18 protein-coding genes and 1 pseudogene are annotated in these 19,001 nt (G+C 46.9%); 2 read left to right on the top strand and 17 right to left on the bottom strand.

The window, feature by feature from the left end; all coding sequences use genetic code 11:
• Positions 1 to 18: 18 nt before the first annotated feature.
• The 8 genes from EHS89_RS20555 to EHS89_RS20590 all read right to left on the bottom strand — a co-directional run bounded on the left by EHS89_RS20555 (position 19) and on the right by EHS89_RS20590 (position 9,529).
• On the bottom strand, positions 19 to 450 hold the full coding sequence (locus EHS89_RS20555; RefSeq protein WP_124928051.1) for a GFA family protein: 432 nt from the start codon (positions 448 to 450) through the stop codon (positions 19 to 21).
• Positions 451 to 482: 32 nt separating this feature from the next.
• Positions 483 to 1,004 (bottom strand): RNA methyltransferase, encoded by a 522-nt coding sequence (locus tag EHS89_RS20560; RefSeq protein ID WP_124928052.1) that lies wholly within the window; start codon positions 1,002 to 1,004, stop codon positions 483 to 485.
• A 394-nt stretch (positions 1,005 to 1,398) separates the two neighbouring features.
• A complete protein-coding gene (prpF, locus tag EHS89_RS20565; RefSeq protein ID WP_124928053.1) occupies positions 1,399 to 2,580 on the bottom strand; it encodes a 2-methylaconitate cis-trans isomerase PrpF in 1,182 nt (393 codons plus the stop codon).
• A gap of 227 nt (positions 2,581 to 2,807) precedes the next feature.
• Positions 2,808 to 5,414, bottom strand: coding sequence for a Fe/S-dependent 2-methylisocitrate dehydratase AcnD (gene acnD / locus EHS89_RS20570; RefSeq protein WP_124928054.1), 2,607 nt, complete (start codon positions 5,412 to 5,414; stop codon positions 2,808 to 2,810).
• 86 nt (positions 5,415 to 5,500) lie between these two features.
• Positions 5,501 to 6,631, bottom strand: coding sequence for a bifunctional 2-methylcitrate synthase/citrate synthase (gene prpC, locus EHS89_RS20575; RefSeq protein ID WP_124928055.1), 1,131 nt, complete (start codon positions 6,629 to 6,631; stop codon positions 5,501 to 5,503).
• 236 nt (positions 6,632 to 6,867) lie between these two features.
• The gene (prpB, locus tag EHS89_RS20580) at positions 6,868 to 7,758 is read right to left on the bottom strand and encodes a methylisocitrate lyase (RefSeq protein WP_124928056.1); all 891 of its coding nucleotides are present in this window, start codon (positions 7,756 to 7,758) and stop codon (positions 6,868 to 6,870) included.
• Positions 7,759 to 7,761: 3 nt separating this feature from the next.
• Positions 7,762 to 8,466, bottom strand: a complete 705-nt coding sequence (locus EHS89_RS20585; protein WP_124928057.1) for a GntR family transcriptional regulator — start codon at positions 8,464 to 8,466, stop codon at positions 7,762 to 7,764.
• A 202-nt stretch (positions 8,467 to 8,668) separates the two neighbouring features.
• Positions 8,669 to 9,529 (bottom strand): alpha/beta fold hydrolase, encoded by an 861-nt coding sequence (locus EHS89_RS20590; RefSeq protein WP_124928058.1) that lies wholly within the window; start codon positions 9,527 to 9,529, stop codon positions 8,669 to 8,671.
• Between the two features lie 303 nt (positions 9,530 to 9,832).
• Here EHS89_RS20590 and pabB point away from each other — a divergent pair, with 303 nt between their 5' ends.
• On the top strand, positions 9,833 to 11,233 hold the full coding sequence (gene pabB / locus EHS89_RS20595; protein ID WP_124928059.1) for an aminodeoxychorismate synthase component I: 1,401 nt from the start codon (positions 9,833 to 9,835) through the stop codon (positions 11,231 to 11,233).
• Positions 11,234 to 11,409: 176 nt separating this feature from the next.
• Positions 11,410 to 11,983, top strand: a pseudogene (locus EHS89_RS20600) (acyl-CoA thioesterase).
• A 106-nt stretch (positions 11,984 to 12,089) separates the two neighbouring features.
• On the opposite strand, the gene EHS89_RS20605 reads toward EHS89_RS20600, so the two are convergent.
• The 9 genes from EHS89_RS20605 to EHS89_RS20645 form a co-directional block, all read right to left on the bottom strand.
• Positions 12,090 to 12,557, bottom strand: coding sequence for an SHOCT domain-containing protein (locus EHS89_RS20605; RefSeq protein ID WP_124928060.1), 468 nt, complete (start codon positions 12,555 to 12,557; stop codon positions 12,090 to 12,092).
• An 82-nt stretch (positions 12,558 to 12,639) separates the two neighbouring features.
• Positions 12,640 to 13,257, bottom strand: a complete 618-nt coding sequence (gene thrH / locus EHS89_RS20610; protein WP_124928061.1) for a bifunctional phosphoserine phosphatase/homoserine phosphotransferase ThrH — start codon at positions 13,255 to 13,257, stop codon at positions 12,640 to 12,642.
• Between the two features lie 524 nt (positions 13,258 to 13,781).
• On the bottom strand, positions 13,782 to 14,741 hold the full coding sequence (gene rho, locus EHS89_RS20615) for a transcription termination factor Rho (protein ID WP_124928062.1): 960 nt from the start codon (positions 14,739 to 14,741) through the stop codon (positions 13,782 to 13,784).
• 85 nt (positions 14,742 to 14,826) lie between these two features.
• Entirely contained in the window at positions 14,827 to 15,396 is a 570-nt protein-coding gene (tehB, locus tag EHS89_RS20620) for a tellurite resistance methyltransferase TehB (protein ID WP_124928069.1), read from the bottom strand.
• 235 nt (positions 15,397 to 15,631) lie between these two features.
• Positions 15,632 to 16,126, bottom strand: coding sequence for a P-loop nucleotide/nucleoside kinase family protein (locus EHS89_RS20625; protein ID WP_124928063.1), 495 nt, complete (start codon positions 16,124 to 16,126; stop codon positions 15,632 to 15,634).
• 96 nt (positions 16,127 to 16,222) lie between these two features.
• Positions 16,223 to 16,636 (bottom strand): GFA family protein, encoded by a 414-nt coding sequence (locus EHS89_RS20630; RefSeq protein WP_124928064.1) that lies wholly within the window; start codon positions 16,634 to 16,636, stop codon positions 16,223 to 16,225.
• A 542-nt stretch (positions 16,637 to 17,178) separates the two neighbouring features.
• Positions 17,179 to 17,502 (bottom strand): DUF7668 domain-containing protein, encoded by a 324-nt coding sequence (locus EHS89_RS20635; RefSeq protein ID WP_420808877.1) that lies wholly within the window; start codon positions 17,500 to 17,502, stop codon positions 17,179 to 17,181.
• Positions 17,503 to 17,591: 89 nt separating this feature from the next.
• Entirely contained in the window at positions 17,592 to 18,059 is a 468-nt protein-coding gene (locus EHS89_RS20640) for a hypothetical protein (RefSeq protein ID WP_124928066.1), read from the bottom strand.
• 51 nt (positions 18,060 to 18,110) lie between these two features.
• A complete protein-coding gene (locus EHS89_RS20645; RefSeq protein ID WP_124928067.1) occupies positions 18,111 to 18,875 on the bottom strand; it encodes a tetratricopeptide repeat protein in 765 nt (254 codons plus the stop codon).
• Between the last annotated feature and the right edge of the window lie 126 nt (positions 18,876 to 19,001).

A 19,001-nucleotide genomic window follows, 5' to 3' on the forward strand; every position in this document is an offset into this window, starting at 1 on the left:
TATTCTCGAACAGTTGTTTTATTTGCTTAAATCATCTCTGAGCTGGCGAATATCCGGACAATTCCGATACTGCTTAGGTGTTTTTCCAGCCTCATCCCAGATCGCTTTATCAGCAACACACAGATGAATAGCTACCTTCAGCCCAGCATCTGACTGGTCAACATCGAGTGCTCCGGCAGGTATCCAGTAACCACTACCATCTCGCAAAGGGTTTGGCATAACACTGCCGCAACAGGAACAAAAAGCGGAATGATAGCCTGTATCTTTGACATACAGGCGCACCAGTGGCTCGCCGCTAAGCCAGCTAAACTGGCTGTTTTCCACCAGTGTACCGGTATTCTTAGATGAGCCGGTCACCTTACGGCATTTTGAGCAGTGACACTGATAAAAATCAGGCAGGTGGCCCCTAACCTCAAAACGGACCTGTTCACATAAGCAGCTGCCAATCATATCAACCTCTTTGAGCTCTTAACTTAGAAACACTACTTGCGAACGGACACCCTATTATTGATATCCCGACTACTGCGTATAAGATCATCACTAGCTTCAGTCATCGCTGATTTAGCCAGTCGATCATAAAGCACAACATTGACCGATGCGGCCAGGTTCATACAACCAACGGTAGGTACATAAACTACCGCGTCAGCACGATCTATAACCCGCTGACTGATAGTGCCGTCTTCTGGGCCGAAGATATAAACAGCCTCTTCAGGATGCTTAAAATCAGGCAGAGCCGTAGCTCCTTCTACCAGATCAACGCATACGATCTTCGCCCCTTCTGGCACGATATCAAGTAAGCAATCCACGCCGGACAGAGGGATTTCACGGCTTCTGTCTTTTGTATCAGTATGAAACTTAGCCGCCCGGGCATAACGTTCACCGGTATAAAAAACGGCATCGGCCCGGTAGCAACCTGCTGCCCGCATTACTGATCCGATATTTGATGGGCTTTTAGGATTGGTCAGCCCGATGAGCACTGAGCCGGAAGAACTTTCTTTGGTCATATTTGCGTTCTGATAGTCATTAAAATCTGATGATCCGATTTAGCCCGAATTGCTAACCGATGGTCAATAGAAACATAAAAAAAGGCCCCATATATACATATGGGGCCTAAGGCGTGAAGTGAAACACTCCGCTCTTGATAGGGAGATCAGAGTGTCTGACTGCCACTTCGACATCGGTAGACCTACAGGATATTCAAACTACCCGGTAGATCAGAGTTCCTTTGTAAAAACTCTGCGTTAATACAAATTAAACATTAAGGTTGTTATAGAGAATGACTGGATGCCGAAGAACAAGGCAAAAATTTTCGAAGACGCACAGCTTACAACTGTAAATGAGCATTCTGAGAAGATTTTTAACGCCGTTATCCGGTTTCCAGACTTCTATAGAGCATCCTTAAAAAGTATCGCCAGGAATACGTACGTTACCTTCCATCAAGACACGGGCACTACGACTCATAACCGCTTTCTTTGCAGTCCAGTCGCCATTGGCTTTTTGCTCAGCTGCCGCTCCGACTTTCAGAGTGCCTGAAGGGTGACCGAAAGTAACCGCTTCACGACTTCCTCCACCCGCGGCCAGATTAACCAAAGTCCCTGGGACTGCAGCAGCCGTTGCGATAGCAACAGAAGCGGTCCCCATCATCGCATGGTGCAACTTACCCATGGAAAGCGCTCGGACGCAGAGATCTATATCAGATTCATTAATCTGCTTACCGCTGGATGACTCATAGGCTGTAGCGGGCGCGACAAAAGCGACCTTAGGAGTATGCTGGCGGGCAACCGCCTCTGATATATCGTTTATAAGGCCCATCTTAACTGCGCCGTAAGCACGAATAGTTTCAAAACGCTCCAGGGCTGCCGCATCAGAGTTGATATCTTTCTGCAGCTCAGTACCGGTATAACCAATATCTTCAGCATTAAGGAAGATGGTTGGGATGCCGGCATTGATCATAGTCGCTTTGAATGTACCGATTCCCGGAACCTCCAAATCATCAACCAGGTTTCCGGTTGGGAACATTGAGCCTTCACCATCAGCTGGATCCATAAACTCAATCACCACTTCCGCCGCAGGGAAAGTCACACCGTCCAGCTCAAAATCACCGGTCTCCTGCACCTCACCATTGGTAATAGGCACATGGGCGATAATGGTCTTTTTGATATTCTTCTGCCAGATACGCACAGTGCAGATACCGTTTTCAGGAATACGATCAGCGTCAACAAGACCATTGGTGATCGCAAATGCACCCACCGCGCCAGTCAGATTGCCGCAGTTACCAGACCAGTCAACAAAGGGCTTATTGATCGCTACCTGACCAAACAGATAATCCACGTCATGATCTGGCTGATCACTTTTATCCAGGGTAACTGTTTTGCTGGTACTGGATGTTGCACCACCCATACCGTCAATCTGCTGACCGTAAGGATCAGGGCTACCAATCACTCGCATCAGAATTTTGTCACGGGCTTCACCTGGCTGTTGGGCAGCTTCAGGAAAATCCTGACGACGGAAGAAAACACCTTTACTGGTTCCGCCACGCATATAAGTAGCGGGAATTTTAATCTGTGGTACGAAAGCCATATCATTTAATCCTGTGTCTCTGAGCAACAATACAACAGCTACTCTACTCACGAATAAAAACCTAAAACATTAATAATATTAACTATTTAGATGACATTATTAAGACTTTAAATTAATCAATAAAATAGATCCGGAGCAGGCTACTTCTCTGACACCCGGTCGTTAGACCGGGCCTCAGGACAACAGGTAACCTGCCCCAGAAAACATCAGACGCTACTAATAAGCCCTTAAGCGTTCGCTTCCAGGAAGTCCTGAGCGAAACGTTGTAGAACACCACCAGCACCATATACATGCACTTCTTCAGCAGTATCTAAGCGACAGGTCACCGGGATCTCAACCGTCTCACCATTAGCACGGTTAACGACAACAGTCAGATCTCCACGCGGGGTTATCTCACCTTTAACGTCGTAAGTTTCAGTACCATCGATAGCATAAGTTTCGCGGGTTTCACCGGCCTTGAATTCAACTGGCAATACACCCATACCCACCAGGTTAGTCCGGTGAATACGCTCAAAACCTTCAGCAACGATCACTTCAACACCCGCCAGACGTACACCTTTAGCGGCCCAGTCACGGGACGAGCCCTGACCATAGTCGGCACCGGCAACGATAATCAGCGGCTGCTTACGCTCCATATAGGTTTCAATCGCTTCCCACATGCGGCTCTCAGTGCCTTCTGGCTCAATACGTGCCAAAGAGCCCTGCTTCACTTCACCGTTCGCATCACGACACATTTCGTTCAGTAGCTTAGGGTTTGCAAAAGTGGCACGTTGTGCCGTCAGGTGGTCACCCCGGTGAGTTGCGTAAGAGTTATAGTCCTCTTCCGGCAAGCCCATCTTGGCACAATACTCACCCGCAGCACTGGACGCCTGAATCGCATTTGAAGGCGACAGGTGGTCAGTGGTGATGTTGTCACCCAGCACTGCCAGCGGACGCATACCTTTCATAGTACGCTCACCTGCCAGAGCGCCTTCCCAGTATGGAGGACGGCGGATGTAGGTAGTCTGTGGACGCCAGTCATACAACGGGCTGATCTGCTCACTTTCATCATTACCAAGATCGAACATCGGAATGTACACCTGTTGGAACTGCTCAGGTTTAACACTCGAGGCTACAATTGCATCAATCTCTTCATCGCTCGGCCAGATATCTTTCAGCGTAACCGGATTACCATTCTGATCGTTACCCAGCACATCTTTCTCGATATCAAAGCGCATAGTACCTGCAATTGCGTAGGCGACTACCAACGGTGGCGAGGCAAGAAACGCCTGCTTAGCATGCGGATGGATTCGGCCATCAAAGTTACGGTTACCTGACAGTACTGCAGTTGAGTACAGATCGCGGTCGATGATTTCCTGCTGAATCTTAGGATCCAGCGCACCACTCATACCATTACAGGTAGTACAGGCATAACCAACGATACCGAAGCCCAGTTTCTCCATCTCTGGCAGTAAACCGGATTCTTCAAGGTACAGTTTGGCAACCTTAGAACCTGGGGCAAATGAAGATTTAACCCATGGCTTACGCACCAGACCCAGCTTATTGGCGTTACGCGCAATCAAACCAGCCGCTACAACATTGCGCGGGTTAGAGGTGTTAGTACAGGAAGTGATGGCAGCGATGATAACAGCACCATCAGGCATCAGGCCTTCAGCTTCTTCAGCCTGCGCTTTATCCAGATCAACTGCGATACCACGTGATTCCAGATCAGAGGTCGGCAGACGACGATGCGGGTTAGAAGGCCCCGCCATATTGCGGCATACAGATGACAGGTCAAAGGTCAGCACACGTTCGTACTTCGCTTCTGCAAGATCATCAGCCCAAAGGCCTGTCTCTTTAGCATACTGTTCTACCAATGCTACCTGCTGCTGCTCACGGCCAGTCAGCTTAAGGTAATCGATCGTCTGCTCGTCGATATAGAACATACCGGCAGAAGCACCAAATTCCGGTGTCATGTTAGAGATAGTAGCCCGGTCACCAATGGTCAGGTTCTTAGCGCCTTCACCGAAGAATTCCAGATAAGAAGAAACAACTTTCTGATTACGCAGGAATTCAGTGATTGCCAGAACAATATCCGTCGCGGTGATTCCCGGCTGACGCTTACCGATCAGCTCAACACCGATAATGTCCGGTAGACGCATCATAGATGGACGACCCAACATAACGGTTTCGGCTTCCAGACCACCGACACCGATCGCGATTACACCCAGCGCATCAACATGCGGGGTATGACTGTCGGTACCAACACAGGTATCAGGGAAAGCAACACCATCGCGCGCCTGGATCACTGGAGACATCTTCTCCAGGTTGATCTGGTGCATGATGCCGTTACCTGGCTGAATCACGTCGACGTTTTTAAATGCTTTTTTAGTCCAGTTGATAAAGTGGAAACGGTCATCATTTCGACGATCTTCAATATCACGGTTCTTTTGGAAGGCATCCGAATCAAATCCCGGTGCTTCAACTGCCAGAGAGTGATCAACAATCAACTGAGTAGGTACAACCGGATTGACCTCCGATGGATCACCACCCTGATCAGCGATAGCATCACGCAGACCTGCAAGGTCAACCAGTGCGGTCTGACCGAGGATATCGTGACAAACTACACGAGCCGGATACCATGGAAAATCCAGATCCTGCTTACGTTCGATAAGTTGCTTCAGGGAGTCGGTCAGTGCCGCTGGATCACAGCGACGCACTAACTGCTCGGCCAGAACACGTGAAGTGTACGGCAATGCCGCGTAAGCACCGGCCTGGATCGCATCGACTGCCGCACGGGTGTCGTAGTAATCAAGATCGGTACCGGCTAAAGATTTACGGTATTCAGTGTTCATATAACACCTGTATTTTGAAATTTGAATCCAGGAAGGGGTTACCCCCTTCCCTGTAGGCGGCTCAGAACTGAGCCTGGCAGATCAGCTTAGGCGCGATCAGCGATATCAACCCACTCGGCAGTATCAGGACCAGTGTAATCCGCAGATGGACGGATAATACGGTTGTTAGCGCGCTGCTCCATTACGTGAGCGGCCCAGCCTGAAGCACGTGAACAAACGAAGATCGGCGTAAACAACGCTGTAGGAATACCCATGAAGTTGTAAGCAGATGCATGGAAGAAGTCAGCGTTACAGAACAACTTCTTCTCACGCCACATAACCGCTTCAACACGTTCAGAGACGTCATACAGGTATTCATCACCTACCTGCTCAGACAGTTTCTTAGACCATTCTTTGATGATCGCATTACGTGGATCTGATTCACGATAGATCGCGTGGCCAAAGCCCATGATCTTATCTTTACGTTCCAGCATGCCCATAACTTCGGTTTCAGCTTCTTCAGCAGAACGCCAGTTTTCAATCATCGCCATTGCCGCTTCGTTAGCACCACCGTGCAGCGGTCCACGCAGGGAACCGATTGCAGCTGTAACACAGCTATGAATATCGGACAGTGTTGATGCACAGACACGTGCAGTAAAGGTAGATGCATTGAACTCATGCTCAGCATACAGAATCAGCGAGGCATGCATTACTTCAACGTGAAGAGGTTCAGGCTTCTTATCGTGTAGCGTCCAAAGGAACTGCTCGCCGATAGAATCCGCATCAGTTTCCACATTGATACGCTTGCCGTTATGGCTGAAGTTGTACCAGTAGTTAATGATGCCTGGGAATGCAGCCATCATACGATCGATATGATCGTGCTGATCGGCAAAGTCCGTTTCAGTTTCCAGGTTGCCCAGCATTGAACAACCGGTACGCATAACATCCATCGGATGCGCGTCAGCCGGAATCTGTTCCAATACTGTTTTCAGAGCGTCCGGCAGAGAACGCATACCTTTCAGGCGGGCTTTATAGGCATCAAGCTCACCCTGATTTGGCAGCTTGCCGTACAGTAGCAGGTAAACTACTTCTTCAAACTGGGCTTTATCAGCCAGTTCTTTAATATCGTAACCACGGTACGTCAGACCCGATCCGGTCTGACCAACAGTACAAAGTGCGGTTTCACCAGCAGACTGACCACGCAGACCTGCACCACTTAATTTCTTAGCTTCTGCCATCCTATCTCTCCTTTCTGCTTGCGGGCTAGTAACAACAAATTGGCAGCCCGTTACAGTATTTTTTTCGATCTGGTTATGTTGTTCTACTACTGACCTAATGCAGTAGCTGTAATTCTTAAAGCGTGATGAGCGAAGGAAAAAGTAGGCAAACGTTCAGGAGATAGCGGAGCTTACATTTGTAAGTGAGCATATCGAGTGAATGTTTAACACCCTCTTTCCAAGCGCAATAGCTTTAATTACTTGTTTTTGCCTTCCTCAAACAATGCGTCTAACTTCTGCTCAAAGTCGTGATAGTTCAGGAAGTCATACAGATCCATCCGGGTCTGCATAGTGTCTACAACGGCTTTCTGATCACCGTCACGCAGCAGCGCTTCGTATACATTCAGTGCCGCCAGGTTAGCAGCACGGAATGCTGACAGTGGGTACAGCACCATCGTGGCGCCGTTTTCTGCCAGCTCTGCAGTGTTATAAAGCGGGGTAGCTCCAAACTCAGTGATGTTAGCTAACAGGTGTGAACCATTGATACCATCTGAGAAGGCTTTGTAGTCATCCAGGGTGTGAACAGCTTCAGCAAAGATACCGTCAGCACCAGCTTCCAGACATGCCTGAGCACGTTCTACCGCAGCATTCAGACCTTCCATCTGGAACGCATCGGTACGGGCAATAACGAAGAAATCATCATCGGTCTTGGCATCTACAGCGGCTTTAACACGGTCAACCATCTCTTCCAGAGAAACGATCTCTTTATTAGGACGGTGACCACAACGCTTCTGCGCTACCTGATCTTCAATATGGCAACCAGCAGCACCATATTTAGTCATCTCTTTAACCGTGCGAGCGATATTGAATGCGCCACCCCAACCGGTATCGATATCAACAATCAGTGGCGTTTCAACAGCACTGGTGATACGACCTACATCAGCCAGAACATCATTCATTGAGGTCATACCCAGATCAGGCAGACCGTAAGAGTGGTTAGCAACACCACCACCTGACAGGTAGATAGCTTTGTGGCCTACACGCTCAGCCATCATTGCATGGTATGCGTTAGTCGTACCAACGATCTGTAATGGGTTAGATTCAGCCAGTGCTTTGCGGAAACGGCCGCCTGCGGTCAGTTTGCTCATGGGTTACTCCCTCTCTTCTTTATTCGTTGGATTCAGACGTTCTTCAATGTTCCGGCGTGCTCGACTGATATGACGACGCATTAGCAGTTCTGCCAGCTCGCCATCCCTCTCTTCAATCGCATCAAGAATGCGATGGTGTTCCTTCAGGGCTCGCTGCGGACGTGATTTAGAAACGCTGAATTGATAACGGTACATACGTACCAGGTGATACAGTTCACCACCAAGTAGTTCAAACAGTTTTGAGTTTTTGCTGGATTGAACGATTCGGTAATGAAAATCAAGGTCGCCCTCTTTTTGAAAGTAAGCGCGACCATCAATCTGTTCGATATTCTTTTCGTGTTGATATAACAGTTCACGCAAGCTGGCGATCTCAGCTTCGTTCATATTGTCAGCAGCAAGGCGACACGCCATACCTTCAAGCGCTTCACGAATACGATAGATCTCGATCAGCTCTTCCGGAGACAGTGATACAACTCTTGCACCGACATGTGGAATACGAACAACCAGACGTAAACCTTCAAGACGACGAATAGCTTCGCGCAGAGGACCACGGCTAATACCGTAAGTACGAGCCAACTCTGGCTCACTGATCTTCTGACCCGGCGGAATATCCCCCCGGACAATCGCAGTAACCAGCTGACCACAAACCTTATCTGCCAGGGTTAGTGCCTCAGTACTGCTATCGTTAATCTCTGCTAATTCTGTCATTGCATCCCTCTTTGTGGATTGTCGACAATCTTGAACTGAGACTAACAATACAACCCTTTTTTAGACTCGTCAACAATACTAATGGTTTAAACTGTCGACATGCTACAAAAGTATAGGGGTATATCCTAATAGCGCAAGCACAACCCAAAAAGCCCCGTAGAACGGGGCTTTTAGCTGTAATAATGACTCATTCAGGCTTCTCTCAGGAGAGGTATCGCTGCAACTCTGCAGCCATTATGCGGGCAATTTGGCGGGGCTTTTGAAAAGGTAAGGAGTGATCGGTACCCGGTACCAGAAAGTAGTGCCAGTTTGGCAATCTTTCCGCCAGTTCCCGATGATACTGATGCATCAGATCGACGCTGTAGCCCCCGATAAAGCTGGTAACATCCCCCTGAGCGGCAACCAGTTCTTCACGGTTTATACTGTTGATCGCTTCAGTAACACAATGAAGTGCATTGGCAAAGCCTAAAGGCCGGGCGCCCAGACGCTGGATTGTCAACAACTCGACCGCTGGCGTAATTTTACGGTTCGGCGAAATTGTATCTAAAAAGGTTTTGATACCCCTATCAGCATCGGGACCTTTAAGGTGATTTGCCGCAGCACTGTACTGATGTCTCAGCACAACCGTAGAATCCCAACAGGGACGATCCAACACCGCAGCTTCCATCAGAAACTGTTTCTGCACCCTATCGTGGCAACGTTGTTTATAGATCAGCGAGACCATTCCCCCCATGGAGTAACCGGCCAGATCAAACTGCCACCAGCCCAGATGGTCCACCAACGAACTAAGATCGTTAACCAGCTCTGTAACGCTGAACTCATATTCTTCACCATCCGGGTACCGGGTCAACCCGGTACCGCGCTGATCCGGCACCAACACTTCAGACCACTGGGTCAACATCGGCACCATCGCCCCCCAGGTATCAAGGCCTGCAACACCGGCACCATGCAGCATAACCAGTCGGCGGGATGATTCAGCTGTCGGATTCTTATACAGCCGGTATGAAATATTCTGATCAGCGAGTTTAAGCTGATGCTGAGTCATAGTGTAAGGGTGTTTCATAAGCTTAAGTATCTTCTTACTTAATATGGAATGTCAGGTCGCACTGGGGCAAGCCAGATGATAATCGCGCATAGTATCCTGTAGCAAAATAATATTCCTTAACAGGGATAAATAACACAGTTGCACCTCGCTTTCACCGGTATGGCTGGTTACAATCCGTTTTTCAGAACAGTCTGTATTCAGGCTATTTTCGGACCGACCTTTCGCCACCTGATATGACTTTGTTGAATTGGTTTTTATCAGACTGAGCTTTGCTAAACAAAGCTCTGCCAGGTAGTTAAAGGCATTACTAAGGCTTGTTGAGTGTACAGACTTTTTTCACTTCCTTATCTGGAATACAGCACCCGGTATTTTGAAGCGATACGCCACCTGCCTGCACCGGTCTATCTCGATAGCGGCAAACCAGCCGGACGCTATGGCCGTTACGACATTATGTCTGCAGATCCCGCTGCACAGCTGAGCTATTCAGACAACCAAACACTGATTAGCGGTAACGGTGAAGAGCAGCAATTATCAGGCAATCCGTTCAGTCATCTGCAAACACTATTTGAACAGTATCAACAGCGCTGCCCCACACCTCAACAGCCAGAGCTGACTGAACTGCCTTTTTGCGGGGGCATTCTGGGCTATTTTTCTTATGACCTTGGCCGCTCACTGGAAACACTGCCAGAGCAAACCCAGCGGGATATCGATCTGCCTGATATGCTGGTGGGCATATACAGTTGGGCACTGATTATCGACCATGAGCTGAAAACTACTCAGTTGGTCACCACGCCAATGCACGATAAGCACCAGGCACAAGCACTGTTAGCACGGTTTATCACGCCAGATCTGACGACCACTAAAGCTAACTCAGAATTTGCTTTGCGTTCACTGTTTGAAAGTAATATGAGTGAAGCACAATACTATGACTCACTGGCTAAGATCGCCGACTATATACAGGCAGGTGATTGCTATCAGGTAAACTTCGCTCAACGCTTCAGTGCTGATTATGAAGGTGATGCCTGGGCAGCCTACAAGCTTTTAAGAGAGCATGCTCCCACCCCCTATTCCGCTTATATTGAAACCACCAAAGGCGCGATACTTTCGCTATCCCCTGAGCAGTTTCTGGAAGTCAGCGGCGCTAAAGTGACCACAAAACCGATCAAAGGCACCCGCCCCAGAGGCGATAACCCGGCCACCGATGCGCAGCTTAAATTAGCACTACAGGATAGCGAGAAAGACCGTTCAGAAAATCTGATGATTGTGGACCTGATGCGCAACGATATCAGCAAAGTCTGTCAGCATGGCAGTGTGCGGGTACCTAAGCTCTTCGCGGTTGAATCCTATGCCAACGTCCATCATCTGGTCAGCACTATTGTCGGCCAACTGGATAGCAGCAATACAGCGATCGATCTGCTTGAGCACAGCTTTCCCGGCGGTTCTATCACCGGCGCACCGAAGATCAGAGCGATGCAGATCATTGATGAGCTGGAACCTAACCGACGCAGTATCTATTGCGGTTCTATCGGCTACCTGAGCTTCAGTGGGAAACTGGATACCAGCATCACGATTCGCACCTTACTCTGTCAAAACGATAAAATTCACTGCTGGGCAGGCGGAGGTATTGTTGCCGACTCTGAAACAGCCGATGAATATCAGGAAACTTACAATAAAGTAAACAATCTACTACGCCCGCTGGAAAAAACATTCCAAAGTAGCTAAACCACCGCAGTACGGCGCGCCAGATACTGACTCAAACCTTACCAGTAACTGGAAAATCCCTCTCCTAGCGATATGGCACCGCATTAACAAATGCGGTGCTTGCCAATTTGGGTAACTTGCCTCTCTGATCATCACCCTGCTATCTACACTGGTTGTAAATAGTAAAAGGGATTCCTATGAGCGATCACTTTGTCACCCGAAATGACGATTCCATCTCTATGACCATGTTGATGACACCTGACATGGCCAACTTCTCAGGCAAGGTACATGGCGGTGCTCTGCTCAAGATTCTTGATCAGGTTGCCTATGCCTGTGCCGCTCATTACAGCGGCCATTATGTAGTGACCCTGTCGGTCGATAGTGTTCATTTTAAAGAATCCGTCAATGTCGGCGAGTTGGTCACCTTTTTACGCTTCGGTAAATTACACCGGCCGCTCATCGATGGAAGTGGGTGTTAAGGTGATGTCCGAAAATATTCATGAACGTACGATGCGTCACACCAACAGCTGCTTTCTTACCATGATTGCGGTCGATAAAGATGGCAGCCCCACTGAAGTACCCAGACTGAATCTACAAACTAAAAAAGAGAAAACCCGTTATATTGCAGGCGCTATGCGGCGCAAACTACGCCAACAGCATGACAAGCGTCTCGAAGAGATCCATGAAGAATGGAGTGAACATGCGGCTGATCACAGCACAGAAGAGATAGACGAGCTATTAAGACAGCTACTCGATGAAGATTTTAGCTAACCAGGGCTATTTCAACAGAAGGACGTTAAACAGCGATTGAATACCGCCAGAATATAAAGCCCCGTTATTCGGGGCTTTTAAAAACGTTTAACTTTCAAAGCTGGCATCAGCCATTAAAAAGAACATCTTTACGGGCCTTTTTATACTCTTCTTCAGAAATCAGATCTTTATCCCTAAGATCTTTTAATTCTGTCAATTTTGCTTCCAGGCCTTTTTCGACTTCAGCCATTTGCTCATCTGAGCAGTTGTTACTATTACGCAATGAATCAAGACGCGCTATGCGGGCATTAGCAGCCTCCAAAGCATCTTCGTAATTCATATTCTTAGCAATGAGATTGAACGGAAACCAGAAAATACCATCGACAATATCTGCACCAGAGACATCATCTTTATCTTCATTCACCTGATTAATCACTGTCTGAGCCCGAGCCTGCTCGTAACTAAGCTGTTCACAGCTTAGAGATTCATCGGACGCATTATACGCAGTCATTACTTCGTGATTTGCACTACCTGCACAGCCTTGTAGTAAAACAGCAGATACCGCCAGAGAGAGGATCACTTTTCCTTGAGACATTTAACAACTCCATGTTTAAGACATAAAAAACGGCAACAAAGTTACCGTTTAAAATACAGAAAAGCCAGACTGCATAACCTATTTATAGAGACAGATCACGATTACTGGCTTTAAGAAACTCTTTCTTCAGATCTTCAAAGGTTTGCACCGCAGGGAACTGAGGAAACTCGTCTATAACGTTCTGCGGGGAATGGAACAAAATACCCGACTCAGCCTGGGTAAGCATCGTCGTATCGTTGTAGGAATCGCCGGCGGCGATTACACGGTAGTTCAGCAACTGGAATGCTCGTACCGACTGACGCTTAGGGTCAACCTGACGTAATGTGTAATCCGTAATACGGCCTCCATCGTTCACTTCCAGCTTATGACACAGCAGGGTTGGGTGACCCAGTTGCTTCATTAACGGGGAAGCAAACTCATAGAAGGTATCAGACAGAATCACGACCTGAAAGCGCTCACGCAGCCAGTCGATAAACTCACGGGCCCCCTCCAATGGAGACAAACGATCAATAGTCGCCTGAATCTGTGGCAAAGTCAGACCATGCTCATCCAGAATACGCAAACGCTGTTTCATCAGCACATCGTAATCGGGAATATCGCGGGTAGTCGCTTTAAGCTCTTCAATTCCGGTTTCTTCAGCAAAAGCGATCCAGATCTCAGGGATCAGTACACCTTCCAGGTCAAGACATGCGAGTTCCACAAGCGACTCCTGTTCTATTATTAGATATTAAGCGAAATGTTGTGTAGTTATAGTGCGGAAGATTCTACCGGAATAGCCGGTTGTTGCAACGCTGAACGCTTTTGAACCATAAAGCTGGAATAAACCTGAGAGACATACAGCGAACTCGCTAATTCACCCGAGAAAATACCGACAAACAGGCTGGCAGAGCTATTAAAAATAGCTTGAATCCGAAAATATGTTAAAAAAAGCAGTATCAATCGAGACCCAAGAGATATAAATATTTGTTAACACAGTAAGGTAAAGAAACCTTATCGATTCTTTAGGAAATTGCTAAATGGAGTAATAAACATATTAAAGGAGGCTGGACTCCTCCAGATTAGTTCATGCAATCCTAACAACGCTCAGCACACGTCAGCATCAAAGAAACACCACCGGTTCCCGACTTGAACAAACCAGAAGAACCTTCTTAATTGTAATGACCAGCAAGCCCTCCCTGCATGCTTCTAAAACACATTAGCTGTACGGGCTTTGAATCATTGTATTTAGTTATTTGGCGACAAAGAACTCAACAGTTCTGCATTCGTCGGGTACTGCGCTAATAACTCAGCAAGTTTTCTGGCACCCTCTGCAGGTTTTAGGCTAGTAAGCCCCCTTCGCAGCGTTCTTACACTGGCGATATCTTTCGAATTCAGAAGCAACTCCTCACGGCGCGTACTGCTTTTAGCAATATCAAGTGCGGGAAAAATGCGTTTATTAGCCAACTCGCCTGATAACACGATTTCCATATTGCCCGTGCCCTTGAACTCCTCAAATATCACCTGATCCATCCGACTGCCGGTATCAACCAGTACAGTCGCTAAAATGGTAAGCGAGCCTCCGTTTTCAATCTTTCTGGCAGCACCGAACAATTTCCGGGGTATCTCCATAGCCCTGGCGTCAAGCCCGCCGGACATAGTACGACCGCTGCTCTTTCGCTCGGCATTATGTACCCGTGAGAGCCTTGTCAGAGAATCGATAACAATCATCACATTGTGACCTTCGCCGGCCTCCTTGCGGGCGGTGTTGAGCAGATCATTGGCCACCCGGACGTGTTGCTCATAACGCTCATCCGAAGACGAGGCATACACTTGTGCCGACACGCTACGCTTAAAATCAATCACCTCTTCCGGTCGCTCATCGATGAGTAACGCATATAGCTTTATCTCGGGATAAGCCTGCCCAACTGACTGACAAATATGCTTCAGAATGGTTGTTTTACCGGAACCCGGTGGAGCAACAATTAACCCCCGCTGCCCCATGCCTATGGGCGTGATCAGATCCATCGCTCGCATAGTCGCTTGCTGAGAGCCTGATTCCAGGCGAATACAAGGTGAAGGATGGACAGCTATGCCATTTAAAAAACGCTTTTGTGGGTCATCATGAACGACCTCTCTGACCACCTTATCGACGGGTTTTGCGGCTTTATTTCTTTTGACTTTCAACGATAATGTTTTTCGCGTCATGATGCCTGTTTACAGCTCCTAAGAATTAAGGGTTTGGCGCAGCTTACTACGGGTGCTGACTGCGCCGGTTAGGTGGCACATTTAACTAGGCAGGTTTCCGCGCCAACATGGTCGCAAACTGCAACTGTACGCCATTGTGCATGGTGCCTACGTCCTCATTGTACTTAATCAGTTCCCACCCCTCGTAAGCCTCACGCAACTGCCCTGCTTTGGTTAAGGTAAAAGGGAAGCGGACCGGGCATGGGTATTCTTCAGTGCTCATAGCGCAAACAATCAGGTTATAACCACCGGGCAGAGTACGCTCTTGCATATCGGCAATCACCGCCTCGATACGATCTGGGTTTAGAAACATCAGGGTGACAGTGCAGGCTATAAAGCCATAATCCACACCAAGCCTGGAATTATTGATGTCGTACACCTGCGCCTGAATGTTGGCTATATCCTGTTCGCTCACAATGTGCTGCAGCATATTAATCGCGTTGGGGTTGTTGTCTACTGCGACAACGTTAAAGCCAAGCTGGCTCAGGTATAAAGTGTTACGCCCATTGGAACAGCCCATGTCCAGGGCATCGCATGGTTCAATAATTTTACACGCTTCGACCACTTCACTATGCGTAGGACTTAGGCCGTAATGATTATTCAGGTCAACTGTCATGGTAATCACTTAGTTTTGAAATGAAGGCCTGTATGTTACTCCTTCTAAGGCGCAGTTAAAGAATTAATGGCGCGGAGGGCATTTCACGAATGAGTTATATTGACGAGCCGCAATTAGTCGGCACACCCTTTTTATTTCCAGATGAAGTAGACTTGGTTCAACTCCCTCTTTTGGCTTCATGCTTTCTAGCCCCCTAACACCTAGCAAAGCGGCGCAGCTTTGCTTGTGCGCATTGTTATACATTTTGCACAATTTTGGTTATGTTAAAGCCCTCTTCTGGCTTTGGTGCCGCAAAAAACTTTGTAACAGCCTCAAACATCTCCACAGTATCTGTAGCAGCCCGCTGTGGTTGATCAATACGCCTTTGGGCAATTTGCTCAAGGCAAATATTATTTGGTATATCGAGATACACCATGTGGTGCGGCGCACCAACTTCTGCGTAAATTTCCCGAAACCATTCTCGTTGTGAAATGGTATTGGCTGGGAAGTCCATTACTACATCTGTTCCAGTAGCTAAAATCGACTGTACCAACTTTTTAATTTGGGGTTTAATCAGATTTGAATATTTAACATAGTCGTACAATGAACTAACTTTATTGGGATAGAGCGACTCAAGCCACTCATCCTCAGAAAGCAACACCGCATTTCTATCCTGCGAGATTTCGCTCGCTTTCGTGGATTTTCCGGCCCCCATCTTTCCGCAGAAAAATATTAGCTCTCCTTTCTTCATCTCCGATCTCTACCTATGCATAACGCCCGCAGTTGCGGAAAACTTGTAGTGACGAAGGAACGAAAAGGTTTTTCGTAACCTGCGCTTGTTATGTGCTTACTGCTCACTCTCAAAATGTGCAAACACTTCGGAACCTGTCATGTTTTGAGTTTCATTGGAAAAATTGTAGTACTCAGGTTTTTCATCAATGAAAATCTGATGACTAAACTTGTACTCTGCTTCAATATCCAATAAGCCTGCTGGAATGTGGTACTGATTAGCCGGTTTTAGGAAATAGAACAGATGGGTTCCACACTTCGCACAAAACCCCCTTTCTGCCCACTCAGATGATTGATACCTAATAACCGAAGCTTCATCTGATACTTTCAAAGAGTCACCACACTCAATGGCCATCATCGGACCTCCAGACCAATTTCTACACATACTACAATGACACGCAGCTGCTTCAGTAGAGGATAGCTCCGCTTCTAGTTCTACCGAACCGCAGAGACATTTACCATTTGCTTTCATATCAATATTTCCTATTGATTAGTTTGGTTGTCACATAACGCCCTACATAAAGGGCCGGAGCGTAGCGACGGTCCAAGCCCGAAGGGTGATCTTTAATGTTTTTGTTAAGTGTACGATTACCCATAAACCAACCAGAAAGGTAGAAGGCCACCGACAACTACCCACAGTGTATTAGAAAGACTACTTCGAAAATCGTCACTACCACATATGCGGCAATACCATATAAACAAAATAAGTGGGTATGACACAGCCGTGAATTTTGCACTACTGGCTTCTGCGCTGGATAGAAAAATAGTCTTTGGTGCCACCTCTGCAAAGATAAAGAACACTGCATAAATTGCCCAGAAAATAAGAACAATGATTCCCTCTATAGATTGAAGGAACTTATTGCAAAGAAATTGAGATATCGGTTTTCTGTGCCAGTCCATAGAGTACACTTAACGCCGCGTTAAGCGGCACAAAAATAGCTGACTAAACTTATGAGCGAAGCGAACACAGCCAGCATTTTGTGTCCGATTACTTTAACGCCTTTTTATAAGCCGCTACAACACCCTAATATCATCCAGCGATAGAGTAAACTTACCCTGAGCATTTTGGGTTACCGTTAATTCGATAGAAAGATCTGATAGCCCTTCTACATGGGTGTATACAGGAGCCGTAACACTCCACGACTTTAACGCTGAATTTGAAATTTCAATTATGTCCAAATTTACTTGTTCAGGATACGGAATAAGTTTTTCTCCATATTCTGATATAGCCCACGCCATTTCTTCAACCGACAAACGGTTTCCTGAGGTAAGCCAATGAACTTTGTCGTATTCACAGTTGCACAGTAATGAATACAGATGCCTAATAGATTCTTCCATACTTCCTAAGGCTTATAACGCCCAAAGCAGCGGCGCGCGTTAGCGCGTCCAGCCACGAAGTGGCGATGCTGCCTTTTCTTGTTAGGGACTTATCTAGCCTTTCCAAATATAAAGTCGATATCAACAATTTCAAACTTCCCATTTAGAGGAAGAAAGTTGATGAATATGCCTCTCTCTTGCACCTTTCCATTTAGCTCGATTTGAACATAAACCTTTTGTGATGGTAGCAGAGGAGGCTTACCGTTTGGTCCAAGTGGGGCAAACCCAATTGGCCCATACTCAGTATTTATAATTTTCCCAAACTGGCGGGACTGGTATACGCACTTAGCATAAAAATACTCTGAATCATTGAAATATTTACTTTGCTTATGAATAAGCGGCACTAGATCTCGGCACTCATCGCTCTTTATCTTTTCAACAACACTCTCAGCGAAGACCTTTGGATCTCCGGTCTCCCTAATGAGGCTATCCATTGCATTTAAAGCATTCATTATTTCATCGGCTCTGGATAGTGAGGTTACAAAAAACAAAGATAAGATTAAGATTTTTTTGTACATGGTGTTGATCCCTAACGCTCAAAGCAACCGCGCAGAATGCGTCAGTTGCCTTTACTTGTTATCTAAATAGCATTTTTCACTATACTTTTGATGTTCTTCCTCATTTTGAGGAAATGTTCCATTCTCATAATAGTTTGCAACCCAGCACTCGTACTTTGCTATATGAACTTTGGGTACATCGTTGAGCCAATAGCTAGTTTTATCGTGATTTACCTTAAGCCCTAAATATCCTTTTTCATATGCGTGCGCGAGTAAATATTGCCAGTAGGTCATCCCCTTCTCAGCAGCATAATGATATAGCTCTAAAGCCTTGTTTATATCTGGAGTAACACCAAACCCGTGCTGATAAGCCCATCCTAACTTCCCGGCAGCATAAGCAGAACCTTCTGCAAATTCATGATTAAGATATTCAAACCCTAGACGCTTCTCTTCTGGATCAGGGGACATCAACATACGTATGCTGGCAAGCCTATGTGCTGCTTCTTTACTACCAATTGCGGCTGCTTCAGAAAGTAATTGCTTTCCTTTTTCCATGTCTATCTCAACATTGATTCCTTCGAGATAACATGTAGCTAAACCTGCTAGTAAAGATTGTTTTAACCAATTGTCTGGAAGTTTAGCAAAGCCCTTTGCAATTTCAGGAGCTTGTGCAAAAGCTTTTTGGTAATACTTATCTGTAACAGACTGCAGCTCACTAATCGCAGCATCATCGAGATTTATATAGCTAGATATTGAATAGCATAACTGATGGGGCTCCATCTGGGCGTGAGCAGAAAGAGATAACAAAAACAGTAAGATGCTTAGTAGTTTATTCATAAGAGATAACGCTTCAATAACCGGGCAGCCGTTAGGCTGTCCGGCGCCGAAGGCGCAAAGTTCATTGATTTGTTAGGAAGGTTTGGCATTGCTGTTACGATATTCGTTTATGCTCACACGTCCCCA

It is taken from the genome of Amphritea balenae, from assembly GCF_003858655.1.
GTDB lineage: Bacteria > Pseudomonadota > Gammaproteobacteria > Pseudomonadales > Balneatricaceae > Amphritea > Amphritea balenae.